Origin of the sequence: Streptomyces sp. NPDC050485 (assembly GCF_044458185.1) — a bacterium.
Classification (GTDB): domain Bacteria; phylum Actinomycetota; class Actinomycetes; order Streptomycetales; family Streptomycetaceae; genus Streptomyces.
This window is the reverse complement of sequence record NZ_JBITHR010000019.1, coordinates 104,155-123,447: the sequence shown is the minus strand read 5'-3', so window position 1 is coordinate 123,447 and position 19,293 is coordinate 104,155. Positions and strand designations below refer to the sequence as shown.

Below are 19,293 nucleotides of genomic sequence, written 5' to 3'. Positions count from 1 at the left end.
TTACGTGATGCTGAAGCGGATGTGGTCGATCTTGCTCAGCGCGACCTGCTGGAGGGACTGGGCGCGGGAGCCTCCGTCGGTGAAGTAGTCGTCGCGCAGCCCGTCGGCGACGATCTGGGCGAGGACGTCCTCGGAGGCACCGGCCTGTTTGGCGTCGAAGAGCGCGGCGGCGGTGGCGGCGTCCAGACGGCGGGTGAGGCGCCGGTAGCGGGGATCGTTGGTGGTGCCCTTGGGCGACTTGAACCCGAACTTCCCGCGCACGTCGACCTTGATGCCGCCGGTGGTGACGGCGGCCTGGAGCTTCTTCGCCTTGACCAGGGGCTGCCAGAGCTTGTTGACCTCGGCTTCGACGAGGGCAGCGGTGTCCGGCTTCGCGGTCTTGATCTCGTCGTCGCGGTAGCGCTCGACTGTGCGCTGGGATTTGCCGATCTTCTCGGCGACCGCGCGGGCGGCCGCGGCCCGGCCCAGTCCCTTCTCCTGCTTGAGCAGGAAGCGGATCCGAGCGCCGAGCGTTTTGGGGATGGGCTGGGAGTAGGCGGTCTCGACGGCCTCTGCCAGCCGGTCTTCGATCAGTCCCACGGTCAGTCAGTCTCTTTCAGATGTCAGGCCACGCGCACGAGCGAGGCGTCCTTGATCTCGTTGGCGATGTTCACTCCGTCGGCGAGCAGGTCCAGGGCCCAGCCGATGCTCTGGGAGCCCTGATGCTTGACCGAGCCGGGGTTGACGCCGAGGCGGAAGCCGCCGCGGACCGCGTCGCCGTCGGGGCCCAGGAGGACCGGCAGCGGGGAGAGGCCGTCGATGGCGTAGACGACGCAGTCGTTGTTGACGGCGAGCGGGTAACGGTTCGCGACGCGCGCGAGGTTGAGCATTTTGCGGTGCATGTTGGTCCGTGCCTTCGACAGGATCATGGCGCGGATGTCGGGCCGCCACGTGACCCTTTTCAGGGCGGGCCACGGGTCGCCGAAGGCGTGGTTGACGCCGAGGTTCGGGCGCTGGCGCAGCTTGCCGATGCCGGATTTGGCGGTGGCCTTGATGGCGTTGGTGAGGGTGACCAGGAGCGGGTCGCCGTCCTTGTAGCCGGCCATCGCCTCAAGGAAGGCGTCGTCGTCGAGATCGGCGGTGACGCCGAGGTCGGCCATGACGGTCAGGTAGGCGTCGCGCAGCGTCTCGTACCAGGGCTGGAGGTAGGGACTGTGGGTCTCGCGGACCCACGCCTCCATCGGGCGGACGTCGCCTCCGAGTTCGACGGCGTAGGCGACGGTGGGGGTGGCGTACCAGCCGGGGCCCTCGGGGCGCTCGCCGCTGGCGGTGAAGGGATTGGGCAGGCGGGGGTCGGTCTCGATGTGGGAGAGGTCCAGGTACCAGGAGCCGGGCAGGTCGGGGTCGAAGGCGGGGTTGCGGGGGCGGTGGACGGCCGGGCCGGTGCCGACGTGCAGGCGACGGCAGGCCGCGAGGAAGGCGGTCTGCACGTCCAGGGCCGCGACGTGCGAGCGGGTCCGCTCGTCGTCGGTGATCAGTTCGGCGGGGCGGACCCAGATGCACGCCTCTTCGTCGAGGGCTTCGCTGACGGGCCGGGAGCCCTCCTCGGGGTAGTCGGCGGCAACGACGGGGTGTTCGTCGGGGGCCTCGCACGGGGCGGGGTCGACAACGGCGTGAAGGGTGTGGGGCACCTTCGCCGAGACGTAGCGGCCCTCGTCCTGGCTCCATTCGGCCTTGGTGGGCGGGCGCAGCGAGGTCATGAGTTCCTCGCCGGTGACGGCGACGGTGCCGCGGGGGGTGATGACCAGGCGGGCGTAGGTGCCGAGCATCCTGGCGAGTTCGCCCGCAGACAGGTCGCCGGCCTTACCCCAGACGCGGTCCTCCAGGGCGCCCCAGGGAGTAAGGAAGAGCTGCACGCAGTGGCGCTTGCCGTCGAGGCGCTTAAAGATCCTCGGCCAAGGGCCGAGGCCCGACTTGGTGAGTTCCCATCCGGCCTTCGTGAGGCTCTTGACGGTCTTGTGGTCGGCCGGGAGGCGGAGCTCCTCCTGGTCCGCGAGGTCGATGGGCAGGCCGAAGTGGGCTACGGCCGACGTGGTGAGGATGAGGAGCGGGTCCTGGTCGAAGCCGTTGTCGTGGACCTTGGCCGCCCCCAGGCGGATCTTCTTCTTGTCCAGCGCCCACGCGGCCAGGGCCTGGAGGGTCTTGGCCGGGCACGGCACGGTGCGGCCGTCGGCCAGGTGCGCGGTCAGCGCGCCGTCGGTGATGTCGAGGACGGCCAGCGGACCATCGGCGTGCTCGGGCGCCACCGGCTTCTTCGCCGCCTTGCGGCGGGAGCCCGCACCGGTGGCGGCACTCGGGCGGCACGGCGCGGCCGGGAGACGCGCGGCAACAGCCGGGGGCGCCGGGGCGGCGGCCGGTTCGTCGAGCGGGTCCGCCGGTGCGGCGGGAGCCGGGGCACTAGCCGCGGCGGCCCCCGGCGGGACCGGAGCGGCGGAGGTGGGCGGGGCTTCGGGGACGGCGGGGGGCTGGGTTCCGCAGCGGGGCATGCCCATGCTGGCCATGGCCTGGAGGTAGACATGGCGGGGCTGGCCGCCGACGAGGCATGACGTCGGCTGCCCGCAGCGGGCACAGGGCCGGGTGATGCCCTCGGGCAGGTCCGTCCAGGAGCCGGGCGCGTCGTACTCGGGGTACTCCGGCTCCGCCGTCTTGTCGGGGGCCGGGCTCTGGCTGGCGTCCTCCCAGCCGTAGTCGGACGGGTCCGCGATGTCGAAGTCGAGCAGGAGAGGGGACTCCTCGGCGACCGCCGTCGGCTGCGACACAGGATTGAGCTCGGGCTCGGGAGCCGGGGTGGAGGCGTCGGCCTTCCCGGCTGTGCGGGCGAGTTCGTCGGCGAAGTAGGCCAGGATCCTGGCGTACATCTTTCCCTTGGCGCCGCGGGGACTACGCGGAGGTTCGGACTCCCACGTCCAGACCGTTTCGCGGCGAACGCTCAGCGCCGTCCCCAGCTGGACCTGGGTCCACCCGAAGTCCTCGCGCAGCCTGACGCGTTCGGCGGGGTACGGCAGCGGCGGCACCGGACCGTCGAGCGGGATCCGTTCGAGCACCGCCGATACCGGATCGGTCACCGGGTCCACTTCCGCCTCCACTCCCAGAACCACAATCTAACGCGAATCTAACCTACTCCCCTGCCGGGAGTACCGATGCCTTCTCGCGTTTTGTCGGGACGCACCGAAGGTTTCAGTAGCACACAGAAGATTTCAGTGAGGCGAACCTAAGTTGCCGTCAAGGCTGGTCAGGGGCTTGCCGGTCGGCTCGGACCGTCGGCTACTGAAGTGTTTCGTGCGGCGACTGTGACCCAGGCCATCGCACGAGAGATTTCAGTGCCCAAGTCAGGGGCCTGCCCACTGCAACCTTTTGCGCGCCCCGACACGTTTTGTCGGACCGCAGTGAAGTTTTCAGTACGGCACGAAAGACTTCAGTACGTTCTTCAGTAGCGCAGCGTGGGAGTCGTACGGCATCGCGCTGCACTACCAGACGGCCGACACGCAGGCGGAAGTCACAACGCCCTCTGGACGACGAGCATCACCGCCGCCGAGATCACCGCCGCCGTTGCCGCCTTCGTCACGCCCGGCCCGAACGCCGCCTCCTGATGCGAGCGGCGCTGTCAGTGGCGTAGGCCAGGCTGAGCCCGTGACCCACATGCCCCCACTAGAACTCCCCGCCCAGAGCGCGCCGTTGCTGCCCTGCCACACCGGCGAGCACACCGGCGCCGCCTACCATCCGCGCTACCGGCCGCCCGCCCGCGTCTATCGGTGCGACCTGTGCCCGGACCCGGCCGCGTTCTGGGACCACTGCCACGACCACGGCCTGATCCGCGGCCCGTTGTGCCGCAGCTGCAACGGGAGCGAGGGATTCTGGGTACACACCCGGCGTGGCGTCGAGCACCTGATGCGCTGCCCCGGATGCCGGACGGCCGGCCACCCGCCGATACGCAACCGGGCCGCCCGGATCCTGCCGACCATGCAACTGCTCCTGCAGCACTACGATCCCGCCCGCCACCCGGCCTACGGCCATGCCGAATGGGCCGACGGGACCAGTATCTGGGAGTGCGTGTTCGCCCAGTTGTCCGCCGGCCACGCGAGCGCCGAGGCGCAGTGCACGCACCGCGACTGCGGCAGCCGGTGGACGGTGTCCGTTGACCGGGCCCGCTTCGAGCGACTGGACCAGCTGCGGTTGCTGACCGGAATGGAACTGCCCGGACAGGCCTACCACTCCGGAAGGCCGCGATGGCCGGCCGAACCGACGGAAGTGTTCTGGCTCGACAGCCCGACCGAGGCGCCGTCAACGCCGCAGCCCTTGGAAACGGCGACCGTGGTCCTGCCCGGGGCCTACGCTCGCCGACTGGAGGAGGCCATTCCTGGCATCCTCAACGAGGTGGCCCCCAGCCGCTGCTGGAAGCGCCGCGGCCGCGCGGAGTCCCTCGAGATCACCTCGGACGACGTCGGCCTGATCATGCTGTCCACCGTGCTCTACCTGCCAGTCCGCAAAGACCCGGAGCAGCCCTGGACCCCGGCTGAACGACGAGGGCTGTACCAGGCGAGTGACCGGATCCGGGACGCACTGCACGTACTCACCCGCGGGCACTGAGCACCTCGGCCGCTGCCGGGCACCGGTCCGGGGCGTTCGCGCACGGCATCCGGACGACCCGGACCCGGGGACGGTGCAACCTGGACGGTGCGCAGACGAGCGGAGTCGGCTCGAAGGGATTCCCCGGTGGTGGAAGCCCAGCGCGGTGCCAGCGGCTCGCGCTAGCCGCGCGGGTAGGAGCGGCCGGTGTAGCAGCGCAGGTGATCCCGGACGGCGTGCTCCATCGCAGGGCTGCGCACCCCGGCACGGATGAGATCCGCATCGTGCACCCTGAGCCGCTTACCCAGCCGCTGACGCTGCCGGTGGGCGCTGAAATCTTCGGTGCGGTCCGACACGTTTCAAGGTGTATTGCACTTCAAGCACACCGGCCGCCTCCCGGCGGTCGTCACGGTGCCGGTGGGCACCGCCCCGCGCACGCCACCGCCACCGCCACCGCCACCGCCACCGCCGCCGCCGCGGACGGCAAAGTCACCGTCCGTCCGCGGTCACGGCCTGCGCGTCGACGTCGCTGACGGATTCGTGGACAGCCACGGCGCGGGAGCCCGCGCCGTGGCGTACACCTTCGAGTCCAGGTCGCCGCCGCACGACGTCCCCGGATGAGGTCATGGCTGTGGTTGCCGCGTGGGAGCAGTGGTCCTGAATGCATCAGGCGCTCAACTAGCCGGCGAGCGAAGCGATGGGTGTCTCACCTCGCTGAGCCTGCTGGATCCGCTCCGCCTGCGTCCGCGCCACGGACAGCAGCACCTGCGAATCGGCCTTGTCCTCATGCGTATAAGCCAGCGCAACGACCACGGTGCCGACCCGCATCACCATCGACGTCACAGGATGACCGGAGATACTGAACCCCGTTCGCGCCACGCTGGCATTACCGACTGCAGGCATGGAAATCTGGCGGTCGTCTTTACTGGCAAAGGAGGCGGAGCGGCTCGTGTACCCGGCCCGTGCGGTATCCCTGTCCTGGTACGCCGCGAGTTCGAGGTAGACGTTCCCCGTGCTGTCCGCGTTGTCGTACTGCGCCGTGGCGCTGCTCGTCATTCCGGCACAGACGTTCGAGGACCTGGGGCAGTCCTTGCCCACGTCCCGGCCGCTCAGATGCAGCCTGCCGGTCTTCCATCCGTTGGGCATGCTCTGCAGGTCCGGGACCTTCTTGAGTTGGGAGAGGCTGACAAGCGCCGCCGGGTCGGGAGTCGCCGTCGGCGAGCCGTTCCCCTTGTTGCTGGGCGGCGTTGCGCTGTTGCCGCAGCCAACTGCCGTCAACACGACACCGATCAGTACCGCCAGCACCCGCACATTCATCACCCACCGCTTGCGGTGCACCCGCCGCCCTCCCCCGTACGCCGTTGCCACAGAGCATAGATGTCGAGCACAGGCATGTTGAAGCGATCAACCGGCCAAGAAGGATCGGACTCTGCCCGCCCCCGAACGGGCCTTCCCTTCCCTCGCCGAGAGGGAGGACGTCCTCTTCGGCAAGCTCCCCAACGGCAGCTTTCGACCATCCCAATCCGCTTCACCGGGGCACTTTCTGCCACATTAGGCTCTCGGCCTGTGGCTCCGGCGGATTCCGCGTGACAACCCAGTTCCGACCCGCCGGCCCCGGCATTTGAGGGCTATCTGACGGCCGCCGCTTATGCCGACGCAGGGCTGGAGCAGCTCTGGTCGCGAAGCACGGACAACGGGCTGGACGGGCGGAGCCCCGTGCGGCCGGACTGTGCAGTTCGGCGTCGCCTGCCTGTTCTGACTACCGGTGTGGTGACGGGCGGCCGGCGAGACCGAGCTTCTGGCTCGGGCGGAGCGCGGCGGGCCCTGCGACCACGGCAGCGTTACGACCCGCGAAGCCGCCTCGGATGTCGGGTCTCGTTGACCTGTGACGGTGGTGTTGGACCGCCCCGTTCAGTCCGGTTCTTCCTCAGCGTCGCCAACGGCTACACGGAGGTCATGGATGTTCCGCTGGATCTCGATGAGGGCTGTCTCCGCCCGGCCTAGGTACCTCCGGACCCCGTCTACGTCGTTGTCCTGGAAGTGGAGGTGGGCACCGAGCGTGTCCGCTGCGACGGCCATGGCCATGGCGGATGCCATCCGGCCCGGGAGTGTCTCCTCCTCGTCGAGTCCCATGAGCTGCACCCCGGTGCGTTGCAGCCGATTGATCAGCACGTTGGTCGACAGCGCGTCGTCAGGCCCCACCTGCTCGATCCACCCGATCAGCGCTTCACCTTCGTCTTGGTCGTTCCCCAACCGCACCGCCGCGGTGATCTCCAGCTCGACCTTGGCCAGCAGGCCCCCCAGCAGCCGCCGGCAGTCTTCCTCCTGTGGGCCATGCGGCCGGAGCTCGGGATCAAGTACGGGCTCGGCCCCCAGCGCCACCAGCGCCGCGTACACCTGATCAGCACTCACCGGATGCTCACTTTGGATGCTCACCCGCCCAGCCTCACCGAACGGAGCCGCGAGCGCACGAACCCACGCCTGAGATGGCACCGGCTGCGCGACCAGCAGCCGGATCGACCGCACGCATCCGGCGGCACTGCAATCAACCCCGGCATGCCACCTCTGCCCCCGGCCCAACAGAGCCGGGCGGGAGGAAGGAAGGGACGAGCTGGGACAATCAGGAGGTGGCCAGCAATGAGATCCAGTTCGACTGCCAGATCCGCGATGACCGTGAAGTGCTTGAGGTCGTTCCACGCATCAACGGAACACCACTTACCGAGCTGATCGACAGGTTCGAGACTGACGCTGGGATGCAGCCCGCCGGCGACGCCTACGGCGGTCTCATCCCACAGATCTTTCGGTTCGGCCCGATGGGAGATCACTTTCACGGACGGTCCACCGACGCACTGGGACCAAACACGCCCGTGCTCGGCTGCGAATGCGGTGAGGTGGGATGCTGGCCCCTCATGGCCCGCATCACCGTGACGGCCGATCTCGTGATCTGGGACTGCTTCGAACAACCCCACCGCACGACACGCGACTACACGGAGTTCGGCCCGTTCAAGTTCGACCGCCGCCAGTACGACGCTGCTTTGCAGGCTCTGACCCCGTACGAACTCTGACGAGCGGGCAACGATCTACGAAACCCTCACCGTGCCACAGGCCAGCCCCCACTCGAGAACACCCCAGCCCCGGGCAACCGCCCGGCCAGAATTGACGGCTCTGCCACCGGGCCCTTGTCCGGCGGCTCCTCTCCGCCCGCCGGATCGGTGCCTCGGCCCGGCTGCTATCCGCTGCGATGCCACCGGCGGGCGGGCTGCAGGTGGTCGGTGTGTGCGGGATCAGGTCGTGAGGGTCGATGCCTTCGCGACGGCGTGGGCGTAGCCCATCTCCAGGAGCTCTTGCTGTGCGGAGGTCTGCTCGGTCAGCTCGCGCAGCCGCCTGGTGTGGAGGTGGGGGTAGCGGACGTCGGTGTTGAGGGTGCCGTGGCGGGTGATCCACCCCGGGCTCGGCGAGGCTCCCTCGTGGTGTGTGAGGAGCTCGAACTGCCAGCCGATCAGCTCGTCCTCGGGTTCGCTGCGGACTTCCGTCCAGCCCACGGCGACGGTCCCGGCCGGGATCGCGCGGGCCGCCGTCTCCCGAGCACCGGCGGCGGTCAGGAGGGGCGTCTGCGGTTGCAGCGGTCGGGGCTCTGAGCTTGTGGTGCGTTTCTGGGCGAGGTCGTCGGCCAGGGCGGCGCGCAGGACCGTCTCCGCGTCTTCGCGGGAGTCCTCGGGGCGGATGTGGCGGGAGCGGCAGGTGGTGATCCACCCGTATCCGTGCGCCATCCCCCTGCCGACCTGTACGAGGTAGCCCAGTACCCGCTCGTTGTCGGTGACCGGGTACAGGTCGGCGCTGCGGTCCGGCTCGTCGAGCGCGGCGCGCGCCTGTTCCTCGTCGAGGTGGGGCAGCATCGCCTGGGCGACGGCCGCGGCGGCCTTCTTCCGAGCGGCGGCGTAGTGGGCCTCGCGCAGGGCGGTGTCCGCGCGGGACCGGTAGTCGTGGCCGAGGTGGTCCACCGTGCTGCCGTCGGCCGTCACCCATGCCTCGGGGGCGTCCAGGGGCCCGGCCCGGAAGAGGTATCCGATCAGCTCGCCCTGGTCCCTGTGGGGGCGGAACCCGGTCGCGGCCGGCCACACGCGGCGCGCGGCGTTCTTGGCCGCGGCGGTCTCCTCGCGGTGGGCCGCGTAGGTGGTGCGGACCGCCTCCTGCGCGCTGGTGGGGTCGTAGTTGGGGAAGGGCCATTTCACCGCGTGGTAGTCGGCGACTTCCTGCTCGGTGATGTCGTTCGGGGAGACGGCCGCGTCCACGGTCACCCAGTGCGCCCGGTGGTAGTGCTTCCACGTCCAGCCCGCCAGCTCGCCGGCATCGGTCCTGACCTGTTCGTAGGTGTAGTGGCGGGCCTCGTCGCCGAAGACATCGCGGACTGCGTCCGTCACGGCGCTCAGGGCCGCCCTGTCGAAGTCGGACTCCCGTGTCCCTTCGAGGAATTCGGCGCCCAGGACGCCGAGCCGCACCGTCGGCGCCGTGTGCGGCGACGTCGGCTGGCGCATGGCCGGCACGAGTTCGGCGACCCAGTCCTGCCGGCCGAGGAGGTGGACGTTGACCAGCCCTTCTTCCTCCCATTGCCGGGCCACGGCGAGCAGGCGCCGTCCCTGGGCGCCGTCGCGGCGCAGCGAACCTCGGAAGGGGCCCCAGGTCAGGCCGTTCCACAGCCGGTGGTGGAGGGGGGTGGGCAGCGGCGGACGGATGCGGTCGGTAAGAGCGGCGGTCATGGGTTCCTCTTCTGTAGGACGGTCACAGATCTCAGGCGGCGGACGGGTGAAGGCTGATCAGCTGCTCGCCGAGCCGGTGGATGTGGCCGACGTACGCCTCGGCCCCGGTGGTGTGTCCGGGCGGCGGCTCGTCCGCCCTGAGGACGGGGACGTTGAGGGCCGTGAGCAGCAGGGGGCTGCCTGCGGGGGCGAGGCGTCGCAGGAGGCCCTGTGGCCGGTCGGAACGGGGGTGCGGACGGCCCCGGTTGAGCCGCAGATCCAAGTCCGTGAGCGGACGGGGGCTGCTGCCCGCGACGAATTTCGCGAGCCACGTGGCCTGGTCCTGCCCGCGCTCGGGCTCATAGTCGGGCTCCGGGCACTGGAGGAGGAACTCGCCCAGCTCGGCGGCGTGGTGCCGGGCGACGGAACCGGTCTGCACGATCCGCTTCCGGACGGTGCTGATGTCTGGCGCGCACACCCATACGGCGACGCCGGCGTCCGTGTCGGCGAGGACCAGGCGGGCGTGCGGCGAGGAGGCGTTCAGCGGGATGGTGAGGGTACGCAAAACGGATTCTCCAGGAGGCGGCGGGAGCCCTGGTGCGGGCATGACGGCCGGCCCGCGCCGGAGCGGGCCGCGTCCCCGCGCTCGCGGGGAGAATCCCGCCAGGGACCGGCTCTCCTGGCCAGGCCATCGTATCGGGACGGGCCCGGCCGCCTCCGGGAGTTGTCTGAAACCGGGTACGGGCCGGCCGAGGGCGGGGCTGCCGGTGGTTGTCGCCGTCCTCGGGACGCGGGGGCGGTCCGGCGGTGAGAATGGTGGCCATGTCACCTTCTCTGGCGCACTGCTTGGAAGCTGTCGCCCGGCTGCTGGATGTCTGCGGACCACTGGAACCGGTGCGGCTGTGCGTGGGCGACCGGGACATCCAGGCGGAGGTGTGCGCGAGCGGTCCGGCCGCGTCGGTGAGCCTGGTGCGGCTGGCTGCGGTGGCGGGCGGCGAGGTGGCGGGCCCGCCGGGCGTCGATGGTGTACTGACGGCCGATCTGGACGACGGCCTGGTCCTGGTCGCCGCCATGGCTCCGCCGGTGCGCGGCGCCGGGGCGGAGGTCCGTGTCACATCCACGTCGGCGGCGGCGGGGCTGCTGCGGTCGCTGGCGGCGTGGACGGCCGGACTGGACCACGATCTGTTGCCGGGCGCGCAGTTGTGGGTGGAGGACGACGGCCGGACCTTCACGGTGCAGCTGCTTGCGACCGCGGCGAGCGGTGCCGAGCTGGAAGCCGTCGCCGCTGCCGCCGGTGCAGGGCTGGAGCGGCTCCGGACGCGGCGCACCGACAGCGGGCTGGACGGGCGGGGACGTCTTCCGTGCGGGCGGACCGTACAGCTCGGCGTCGCCTGCCTCTCCTGAGCATCCGCGACCGTACGCCGGCCCCCATCCGGAGCGCGGGCCTGCCGGCCCTCCGGCGTGCTGGGCGCGGTTCACGCCCACGGCAGCGCGAGGGCTGTGAGGGCGCCTTCAGGCGGATGGAGGACCCGCCGATACGGCCAGGTCGGCTCGCAGGGGTCCGCCTCGGGTCCTCGGAGCATGTCGGGACTCGTTGAGAATCCGTCTCGTAACCTTGGCATCAGAGGAGAATTCAGGTCATGGATCAAGTGACTTCGACTGCATCGCCGTTCACCGGAACCATGAGGCGGGGTCGGGCTCAGCTGCCTCCCGCCGTCGATGTCAGTGCTTCGTCGACCGGCCTAGTAGGCCGCCCTCAGCGCCCCGATGATGAGCCCGGCCAGCAGCAGACCGAGCACCAGGCGCAGGGGAGTCACTCCCGCGGCATCGCCTGATGCTCCACGACGCCGGAACAAGGGGATCCCGACGAAGCCCTGCGAGTCCCCAGTGTGATGGTGGTGGGTGCCGTGGTAGCCCAGCCCCCCGCTGTGATGGTGCCCGCTGAATCCACCCCCGTGGTGGCCGCCCCCGCTGAACCCTCCGCCGCCGTGCATGGTGTTCACCCCGTTGTTCGTGGTCCGTTCTTCACCGCCGCTTGCCCGGATTCCGGCGGCGTACACCTGAACTGGCGAGGTCACTCCGTACCTACCCGCTGACATCTGCGTGACCTCTAGGGCTGTCCCATGGCTCATGTAACTGATGTACAGGGGGCGTCTCAGGCCGACGGCGACTGGCTCTTGAGGCGCTGTTGGACGGAGACAACAGTGACACCCCCGTCGGGGTGCCGGTCCAGCCTTCCTGCGTCAACCAGGACTCCGATGCGCTGGCGGCTGATGCCGCCAAGCATGGCGCCGGCGACGCTGTATGAGACGTGCTCGGCAGTGGGATGGCCAGCGGTCATCGCGCACGCCCGCCCGAGTGGGCTCGACCACCAGTCGTCCGGAATCGGCGTCTCGCCGGGAAACAGCGCACACAGCAACTCGGTTGCCTTGCCCGCTGCTTCTCGATCGTCGTCGCAGCGCAGGACGCGGGCGGACGTGCGCGCGGCGTTTTCGAGTTGCCAGCGCAGTTGCATCGCCTGCTCAAGGAAGTCGGGGCCCAAGAGCAGCTCCAGGCCAGCTACCAGGGCCTGAGTCTCGGAGTAGATCTGTTCGAGCAAGGGATCGCGGTCTTCGGGCATGAAAGCTCCAAGGGAGGGTTGACGCTGTCCGTCAACCCTACGCAGAGTTGACGGACGGCGTCAACCCCGGGAGCTTCGGATGACGCGAGCCACCGAGAGACTCGGCGAGACGTCGAACCGCCCACTGAAACTTCGGGCGAGATGCCGCGCCGCCGAGCGACCCCCGACAGCGTTCGACCCGGCGGCGCGATGCGAACCCGTCGAACTCTGTTGCTTATTCATGTTCCAATGTGTAGTGTTGTTTTTGTTGGAGGCCCGCCGCCCCCGACACCCCCTTCCGGAGCCGGCATACCTCTCCCCCACGCCCAGACGCCCGTACGAGCAGAGAGCCGACCATGACCACCACCGGCTTCAACCTTCCAGCGCTCGCCACGGCGACCGTCGACCTTCTCGGCCACGACTGGGAGACCGCGCTGATCACCCCCTATCGGGCCGCCGGCGCGATCCAGCACCGCGACGGAAGGCACGACGCTTCGTCATCACCGTGGACCCCCACGGAAACCTGACCGTCCAGGCCGACGGCTCCGAGCCGCTGGCCGTACTCCAGACCGTCGGCGCCGCCCCGGGCATCGACCACGTTGCCGGCGCCGTCGCGGACGTGATCCGCGACTCCCTCAAGACGGTCCCTGTCGAGATGGACGACGGCCAGCTGCCGTTCGAGACGCTGCTCGCCATCTACCGCCGGGCGGAGGACCTCATGACCGCGCACAGCGAGCAGGTTCTGCCCCGGCACGTCGAAGGAGCCGTCCGCGCGGCGCTGGACGAAAAGACCACCGCCGAGCACGGCGCGCCCGTGACAGCCGAGTTCGAAACCACCGAGCAGGACAACGGCTACGTCTGGCTCGCCGACGAGACCCAGGTCGTCCTGGCCGACGGCCTGCGACGGACGGTCAACCTCGGCTGGACGGGGCAGTGCCGGAGCTTCCTCGTCGACCATGCCCTGGCGCACGAAGTTGGTGACGACAGCGTCCTCACGGTCACCTTCGACCCGCCCGGCCTCCACATCGCCTGACGCCCGGCATGCCCGCCCACGGGGGCTACGTCCGCTGCGCGGCCCCCGCCCGTCCCCGGATAGGACCACCATCATGGCCAACAACCCCACCACCCACGCTCTGACCGCCGTCACGCACACCAGCGTCACCGTTACGGTCACCGTCTCCACCGTCCACCGCATGACACCGACGATGTGGGAAGCACTCGCCAAGCTCGACGCCCGCCCGCTCGACGCCACCGCCATGTCGTGGTTCGTCGGCACCTGGGGGCGAACCACCAAGACCTGTGGCCTGCTCGTCCGGGCCGGCCTGGCCGAGTGGGACGCGAACGTCTGCCGGATCACCGAGCCGGGCCGCGCCGCCCTCGCCGAGCGGTCGGCCCACAAGCCGCTGGTCACCACCTGAAGCACGTACCCCCAACACTCCCCAAGTTCCCGGCTGGAGAGAACCACGAGGGACAGACCACGAAGGAGTTCACCCACCCCTTTCCCCCGCTCAACCAGGTCGTCACGAGCTGACCACAGACAAGCTTCGGCCTGAACCACGCCTCCCCTTCGGGGTGGCGGAGCCCGAAGGGCCCGGCACCCCGCCCCGAGGCCCCCATGCGCCCCCACGACGCAGCGGGCCTCCTCTGCGTAGCGCTGCGCGCCGAAGCCCATCAGAGGGCGTGCGACGACACCGACGACCAGGAGGTGCTCGACGCGATCGACCACACACGCCACACGACAAGCTCGCGCTGCTGCAGAACTCCACCCTCGCCCCGCCACCTACTCCCCCACGCCGACAGCCCCAGGAACCCCCATGCCCGATCCCGAACTGCACCGCATCCGCGACGCGTTGATCACCGTGGTCGACGCCTCCCCGGAGGACAACACCCCCAGCGACGTCTACGAGATCCAGGTCTTCGGCGTCAGCGTCCTCATCCGCCGCCGCGCCCAGTGGGGCCCCGCCACCGAAGTGCCGTACGTCCACATCGAGGACCAGGGCGAGGGTCCCGGTCTGCTGCTCGTCGAGGTGAACAACGGCGGCGAACACGCACACCCCCGCCCTCTCACGCACGGAGTACCGGCATGACCCCCGAACTCGCCTACGCCGCCGCCCGCCAGATGATCGACCCCGACGCCGACTACCTCGTCCACGTACGCACCACCACCGGCTGGGCGCCGCCGGGTGACCCCGGCCAGAGAGAACTGCCCGGCCTCGATGTCTTGCTGACTGTCCGGCGCGTGCTGCGCGCCCAGCCCGCCGGCAGCGTGTCGAGTACCCACCCCCAGACGCTGAACCTCCGTACCGGCGACGGCCGGATCGAGCTGCGCTTCGTCCCGAACGCGCTCGTCGCCGACCTGTGCGGGGGACCCGGCTGCGGCGAGTTCCTCCCGTCCAGCAGCCCGTGCCCGCGATGCTCCACCGCACCGGTCCGGCCCAGCCGCGCCCCGGAAGGACTGTGGCGGGTGCTCGGCCTGCCCGACTCCGCGATCGTGCCGGTCACCCGCGCCGATCTCACCCTCACGGACCTGGCAGTCCTCGCCCGCGCCTGCCACACCCTCTACTACGCCCGCTTCGCCCGCCCGGTCCTGCCGCCCGAGGCCGCTCGCCTGCTGCACTTCCTGTCCGGCGTCCTGGACGACATCGACGAAGGCCAGCCCGACGCTCTCGACATCCACGAGGCGCTCTCGCGTTCCCAGCTGCTCACCCTCGCGGAGGCGGGCCTGACCCTGTACCGGAACCACGGTGATCCCGACGACTTCCTCGGACGCCCATCGGTGCTGCTGTTGGCCCACCTCGCCTACGACGACCCCACGGGCTGAAGCACCGGCCCCACGCCCACCCGCACAGCACGGAGCCCCGCCGCGTATCGATCTCGGGCGGGGCTCCTGCTGTGCTGTGTTGTTTCAGACGGCCGAGTGATAACCGGGGCTATGGGCGTCGAAGACCCTCTCCTTCTCCCCGGCGGCCTGGAGGCGGTCACGGACTTCCGCCGCCCTGCGGCCGGCGCCGCCCTGGTCTTCGGCCTCGGCCAGTACGGCAGCGGCCGAGTGCAGCTGCCACACGGCCGCCGACCCATGCCCCGATCCGAGAGCCGTCTCCGCTTCGTGGAGGCAGGACTCCGCCCACTCGGCCTCAGGACCGCCCGACCGATCCGCATCCGCAAGGATCTCGCGGAACACGGGCAGCTCCGTCTCCGCCACCGGGCGCAGCCGGACATGCCGCCGACACGCGCGGACCACACTCACCGCCGTACCCGCGAGCGCCACCGCGACGGCCGCCGACATCACGCCGGCGAAAACCGGGGAGCCGACCACTGCCGACTGCCCACCGCCCAGCTCACCGTCGACCGCTTCGCCCAGGCGCGGCAGAGCCAGCGCGACCGCCCACATCAGAACCCACAGGCCGGCGAAAACCGCCGCGCGACGGCCGAGCAGGTCAGGGCGGACCTTGAACAGCCGCGGCAGCAACAGGTGAACGGCCGCCAGGACCGGGGGCGCCAGCACAAGGACGTCGAGCGCGCTGAAGTGTCCGGTGATCATCTGCTTCTCCTCGTCCCCCTGGATACCCGAGCACTCTAAGCGCCAGCGCTGACATCGCCCCCGCCCCGCCCTACACCGGGCGCTCCCGCTGTGGCTGGGCCGGGCACCGCCAGCTACGTCCGCAAAGGTGAGTGGGCGAGCGAACTCGCACCGAGTTCTGCGGCTCCCAGACGGGACCCGCGTGGCGTCGGGAGCGCCTCGTGCCGTCCGCGGCGGTTCGCTCACGCTGCCGGATGCCACTCGCCCTGCCCCGCGGGTCCAACCCTGCCTGTGCGAAGTGGCGTACAGGGGTGCAGTGCCTCTGGTCCGCTCGCCCTGTCGTGGGCGCAAGCCGCGTCACCCCGAGGATTCGCGGACCGCGGTGCGGACCAGGCCGAGGATGGGGTCGAGGCGCAGGGTGTGCCGCTCGGTTCGGTGGCCGTGGATGTGTCCGTTGGGCAGGACGCGGTGTGGGAGGAGGCGCAGTTCGCGGACGAGTGGGGTCTTGTTCCATTCTCCGGGTACGGCGGTGTCGGGGCCTTGGGGGAGGTAGGTGCCGGGGGCGGGGACGCTCAGGCGGGCGAGGTCGGCGACCTGGGCGCGGGTGAGGCGTTTGTGGCCGGGGGCTGGCATCGGCAGTGGGCGGGTGCACTCCGGGTCGAGCCAGTAGGTGGCGTCCGCGGTTTTGTAGACGGGCAGCAGGCGGGCGGAGTCGGCGCCGAGGCGGGTGGTGAGCAGGTCGGGATCGAGGTCGCGGTCGGTGATCGGGTAGAGGTCGGTGAGAGTGCCGGGGGCGGGGATGGCGGCGGTGTCGGCCGCCGCGGCGTGCGCGGCGTCCCGGCCGGCGCGCCGGTGGTCGTCGTGAAGGGCCTCCTCGGCAAGGGTGTTGAGGTCCGCGTAGACAGTCTCGATCATGGAGGTGACGTCCTCCGGGATGGCGACCGGGCTGTCGGCCCGCTCGGTGAGCAGGTCACGGGTCCGCCTGAGCAGGGCCGGGTCGTAGACGTTGCCCCACGCCGGTGGGGGGAGCTCTCCGGCGGGTGCCAGGACCACGAGGCGCGCAGAGGGCGCCCAGCGGGGCCTGCGGCCGCGGCCGCCCAGGGTGTGGCGGTGTCCGCGGCCGGCGCGCTGGAGGAGCTGAGCCAGGGGGGCGAGGTCGGTGACGACAAGGTCGAAGTCGACGTCGAGGGACTGCTCGGCGACCTGGGTCGTCACAACGATCCACGGCTCGCTGGGGCGTTGGGCGCGGGGGCCGAGGAGATCGAGGAGTTGGCGGGTGAGGTCTTCGCGCTGCCACTGGGGCATGCGGGCGTGGAGCAGCAGGAGGTTCGGCGTGCGGGTGCCGGAGCGGGCGGCGAGGGCCTGGTAGGTGGCTTGCGCGTCGGGCACGGTGTTACAGACCACCAGGACGGCGCCCGCCGCTTCGCCATCCTCGTAGAGCGGGGCGAGAAGGTGGTTGAGGGTCGCTGCGCGGCCGTCGGCGGCGTTGGGGTCGTGGGTGTGGTGCACGAGGTGCTGGTCGACGGTAAGAGGGTGCGCGCGGGTGCTGGGGATGGTGCCGGAGGCGGTCACGGTGGCGGTGGCGGCGTCCGCGAACAGCCAGCCGGGGTAGGCCGGGGCGACGGGCTCCAGTGCGGTGTGTCCGGCGCCCTGGAGGTAGGCGTGGACCAGGCGCTCGGCCAGACTGCCAGCCAAGGTCGCGGACAACAGCACGACCGGTGCGCCGAGGTGGCCGAGCCACTGCAACAGGCGGACCGTGAGGGCGTGGCCGAAGGCGTCGTAGGCATGGGCCTCGTCGATGATCAACGTCTTGCCGGACAGGCCGAGCCAGCGCAGGGTGTTGAACCGCATGGGCAGGCAAGCCATCGCGGCCTGGTCCCAGGTGCCCACCGCGGTGCCGGCCGCCAGGCCGAGGTGCTTGCGACGCACGAAGTCGCCCGCCGTCGTGGACACGCCGTCGTCGCAGAGTTCGGCATCCGGAGCGTCCGTGGAGTACGCCTCCTTCAGCCAGGCCATTCCGTGCAGCAGAGTCACCGGGGTGTCGGCCGCCGCGGCACGGCGGACGTAGGCGCGCACACGCTCCCACATCGCATCGGTCGTGGCCATCGTCGGCAGCAGCACGCCGAGTCCCGGATGGCCGGCCGCAGCGCCGAGCAGGCGGGCACCGAAGAGCCCGGTCTCCGTCTTGCCGTCACCGGTGGGAGCGGTCACCAGAAGAATGCCTGGTCCGCTCACCAGGCCAGGCAGCCGGGCTGCAATGTCGGCCTGCAACGGGTACGGCCGGGTGATCTCCGGGAAGACGTCCGAGAACCCGGCCGCAGGCGCCCACTGCGGTGCCGCGAGCTGCAGTTCCTCCACGTCCGGGCCCGCAGCGGTGTACGCCCGCTGGAAGTGGGCCTGCCAGTCCTCATCTCCGGCAGTCATCCAGTCAGTCTGCCGGGCCCGCACCCACGTATGGCCGGATGCGATCCAGTCCGCGAGCACCACCAGCCCGGTCACCAGCACCGCCGCACCAGCGGGCGCCACCCGCCCCGGCGCCACAGGCCGTCCGCACGCCGCGTGCACGACATCCACCAACGCGGCCCGCTGCTCCTGCCAGCCCGGCGCCGTCCCGATCCGCGGCTCGGAGCGGCCCGGGTGCCTCAGCGTCACCCGGTCCAGCATCGGGCCGTAGACCCCGTGGTGTCCCCCGAGGATCTGCCCCACCTGATGGGCCACCGACTTCCCCGGACGCGACGCGGCGTCATATCCGTAGTCGGCCAGGATGGACGGCAGAACAAGGTGGGTGACCCGTTCATGGCGCACGGAGCCCTCGTTCATCCAGCCAGCTGGCGACGCGAATTCCTCCCGCTCCAAGAACTCCGGCTCCGGCCCCGTCTGCGACGACTGGAAGGAAGGACAGCACTTCCCCAGGTCATGGAGACCAGCCCAGAACGCCACTAGAGCACGCGCCTGACACTCCGGAACCCCGAAGGACTCAGCCACGAACCGACGCTGGCCTGCCGAGAGATGAATATCCCAGAGCAGCATGGCGACAGCCGCGGTATCCAGCGCATGACAGCCCAACGGATACGGGGCCGGAAGCTCGTCAGACTTCCCCCACACACAAGAACACAGAACAAACTTCATAGATTAATCACCTCAAACAATGGAACTACGCACGGAAAATGTCCCCCGCTTGGGCGGGTTGACCTTGATCACGACCTGATATGGGATTGCCCTCGGCGTCGGACCCCCGCTCGGCGGGTTGAACCCGCAGCTCGGCGCCGTCGCCTCCAACAGCCGTGTTGGACCCCTGCTCGGGCGGGTTAAGCCAGATCGGCGCCTTGATCTCGGGCCGGTTCTTCGTCGGACCCCCGCTCGGGTGGGCTGAACGGCCGGGCCGAAGTCGGGCTCCATAGAGATGACGTCGGACCCCCGCTCGGGCAGGTTGAACTCGACGAAGGCGCCTTGCAGGTCCTCGCGGAGCGGCGGACCCCCGCTCGGGCGGGTTCCACACCTCCGCCGGATTGGCCGGCTTCTCCGGCGACGTCGGACACCCGCACGGGCGGGTTGCACTGCACGTCAGCATCCTCGACCTGGCCGAGGTCACCTGTGGCGGACACCCGCGCGGTCGGGTCTATCTGCCTGGCAGCCTACGGGGTGAGCATCTCGCGGAACTCTTGAGGTCCTTCGGCGGCCCCGCACGGGCGGGTGAACAAGCTCATCTCCGGCGACCGCAGCGCCGTCGACGTCGGACCCCCGCTCGGGCGGGCGGGTTGAACAAGGACCGGGCGCTCTTCCAGCACCTCACCACCGTCGGACCCCGCACGGGCGGGTTCAACTTGATGGTT

19 protein-coding genes are annotated in these 19,293 nt (G+C 70.3%); 8 read left to right on the top strand and 11 right to left on the bottom strand.

What is annotated here, in order from left to right; genetic code table 11:
- Window positions 1-579 carry a telomere-protecting terminal protein Tpg gene (gene tpg / locus ACIBK6_RS31375; protein ID WP_399054894.1) on the bottom strand — a complete coding sequence of 193 codons (579 nt, stop codon included), beginning with the start codon at window positions 577-579 and terminating at the stop codon, window positions 1-3.
- A 23-nt stretch (window positions 580-602) separates the two neighbouring features.
- On the bottom strand, window positions 603-3,104 hold the full coding sequence (tap, locus tag ACIBK6_RS31370; protein WP_399054892.1) for a telomere-associated protein Tap: 2,502 nt from the start codon (window positions 3,102-3,104) through the stop codon (window positions 603-605).
- 574 nt (window positions 3,105-3,678) lie between these two features.
- On the opposite strand from tap, the gene ACIBK6_RS31365 reads away from it, so the two are divergent.
- Window positions 3,679-4,626, top strand: coding sequence for an endonuclease domain-containing protein (locus ACIBK6_RS31365; protein ID WP_399054925.1), 948 nt, complete (start codon window positions 3,679-3,681; stop codon window positions 4,624-4,626).
- A gap of 161 nt (window positions 4,627-4,787) precedes the next feature.
- On the opposite strand, the gene ACIBK6_RS31360 is transcribed toward ACIBK6_RS31365, so the two are convergent.
- From ACIBK6_RS31360 to ACIBK6_RS31350, 3 genes are all read right to left on the bottom strand, one after another.
- On the bottom strand, window positions 4,788-4,961 hold the full coding sequence (locus tag ACIBK6_RS31360; RefSeq protein WP_399054890.1) for a hypothetical protein: 174 nt from the start codon (window positions 4,959-4,961) through the stop codon (window positions 4,788-4,790).
- Window positions 4,962-5,283: 322 nt separating this feature from the next.
- A complete protein-coding gene (locus tag ACIBK6_RS31355; RefSeq protein ID WP_399054887.1) occupies window positions 5,284-5,943 on the bottom strand; it encodes a hypothetical protein in 660 nt (219 codons plus the stop codon).
- 573 nt (window positions 5,944-6,516) lie between these two features.
- A complete protein-coding gene (locus ACIBK6_RS31350) occupies window positions 6,517-7,041 on the bottom strand; it encodes a hypothetical protein (RefSeq protein WP_399054884.1) in 525 nt (174 codons plus the stop codon).
- 191 nt (window positions 7,042-7,232) lie between these two features.
- Between ACIBK6_RS31350 and ACIBK6_RS31345 the strand changes: the two genes are divergently transcribed.
- The gene (locus ACIBK6_RS31345) at window positions 7,233-7,670 is read left to right on the top strand and encodes a hypothetical protein (RefSeq protein ID WP_399054882.1); all 438 of its coding nucleotides are present in this window, start codon (window positions 7,233-7,235) and stop codon (window positions 7,668-7,670) included.
- Between the two features lie 219 nt (window positions 7,671-7,889).
- Here the strand turns inward: ACIBK6_RS31345 and ACIBK6_RS31340 are convergent, their stop codons facing one another.
- Together ACIBK6_RS31340 and ACIBK6_RS31335 are read right to left on the bottom strand one after the other, a co-directional pair.
- On the bottom strand, window positions 7,890-9,362 hold the full coding sequence (locus ACIBK6_RS31340; protein WP_399054880.1) for a hypothetical protein: 1,473 nt from the start codon (window positions 9,360-9,362) through the stop codon (window positions 7,890-7,892).
- 31 nt (window positions 9,363-9,393) lie between these two features.
- Window positions 9,394-9,906, bottom strand: a complete 513-nt coding sequence (locus ACIBK6_RS31335; RefSeq protein WP_399054878.1) for a hypothetical protein — start codon at window positions 9,904-9,906, stop codon at window positions 9,394-9,396.
- Between the two features lie 257 nt (window positions 9,907-10,163).
- Here ACIBK6_RS31335 and ACIBK6_RS31330 point away from each other — a divergent pair, with 257 nt between their 5' ends.
- Window positions 10,164-10,745, top strand: a complete 582-nt coding sequence (locus ACIBK6_RS31330; protein WP_399054876.1) for a hypothetical protein — start codon at window positions 10,164-10,166, stop codon at window positions 10,743-10,745.
- Window positions 10,746-11,083: 338 nt separating this feature from the next.
- Here the strand turns inward: ACIBK6_RS31330 and ACIBK6_RS31325 are convergent, their stop codons facing one another.
- Both ACIBK6_RS31325 and ACIBK6_RS31320 read right to left on the bottom strand, forming a co-directional pair.
- Window positions 11,084-11,344, bottom strand: a complete 261-nt coding sequence (locus tag ACIBK6_RS31325) for a hypothetical protein (RefSeq protein ID WP_399054874.1) — start codon at window positions 11,342-11,344, stop codon at window positions 11,084-11,086.
- Window positions 11,345-11,496: 152 nt separating this feature from the next.
- On the bottom strand, window positions 11,497-11,961 hold the full coding sequence (locus ACIBK6_RS31320; RefSeq protein ID WP_399054873.1) for a hypothetical protein: 465 nt from the start codon (window positions 11,959-11,961) through the stop codon (window positions 11,497-11,499).
- A 335-nt stretch (window positions 11,962-12,296) separates the two neighbouring features.
- On the opposite strand from ACIBK6_RS31320, the gene ACIBK6_RS31315 reads away from it, so the two are divergent.
- From ACIBK6_RS31315 to ACIBK6_RS31295, 5 genes are all read left to right on the top strand, one after another.
- Window positions 12,297-12,467: a hypothetical protein gene (locus tag ACIBK6_RS31315; protein ID WP_399054871.1), complete on the top strand. Its 171-nt coding sequence runs from the start codon at window positions 12,297-12,299 to the stop codon at window positions 12,465-12,467.
- On the top strand, window positions 12,446-12,973 hold the full coding sequence (locus ACIBK6_RS31310) for a hypothetical protein (RefSeq protein WP_399054869.1): 528 nt from the start codon (window positions 12,446-12,448) through the stop codon (window positions 12,971-12,973). The genes ACIBK6_RS31315 and ACIBK6_RS31310 overlap by 22 nt, the downstream gene beginning before the upstream one ends.
- Window positions 12,974-13,046: 73 nt before the next feature.
- The gene (locus ACIBK6_RS31305) at window positions 13,047-13,358 is read left to right on the top strand and encodes a hypothetical protein (RefSeq protein ID WP_399054867.1); all 312 of its coding nucleotides are present in this window, start codon (window positions 13,047-13,049) and stop codon (window positions 13,356-13,358) included.
- A 396-nt stretch (window positions 13,359-13,754) separates the two neighbouring features.
- Window positions 13,755-14,027, top strand: a complete 273-nt coding sequence (locus ACIBK6_RS31300) for a hypothetical protein (protein WP_399054865.1) — start codon at window positions 13,755-13,757, stop codon at window positions 14,025-14,027.
- Window positions 14,024-14,761 carry a hypothetical protein gene (locus tag ACIBK6_RS31295; protein ID WP_399054863.1) on the top strand — a complete coding sequence of 246 codons (738 nt, stop codon included), beginning with the start codon at window positions 14,024-14,026 and terminating at the stop codon, window positions 14,759-14,761. Before ACIBK6_RS31300 ends, ACIBK6_RS31295 begins: the two co-directional genes overlap by 4 nt.
- A gap of 84 nt (window positions 14,762-14,845) precedes the next feature.
- Here the strand turns inward: ACIBK6_RS31295 and ACIBK6_RS31290 are convergent, their stop codons facing one another.
- Both ACIBK6_RS31290 and cas3 read right to left on the bottom strand, forming a co-directional pair.
- The gene (locus ACIBK6_RS31290; protein ID WP_399054861.1) at window positions 14,846-15,481 is read right to left on the bottom strand and encodes a hypothetical protein; all 636 of its coding nucleotides are present in this window, start codon (window positions 15,479-15,481) and stop codon (window positions 14,846-14,848) included.
- Between the two features lie 336 nt (window positions 15,482-15,817).
- Window positions 15,818-18,589: a CRISPR-associated helicase Cas3' gene (gene cas3 / locus ACIBK6_RS31285; RefSeq protein ID WP_399054859.1), complete on the bottom strand. Its 2,772-nt coding sequence runs from the start codon at window positions 18,587-18,589 to the stop codon at window positions 15,818-15,820.
- Window positions 18,590-19,293: the final 704 nt, after the last annotated feature.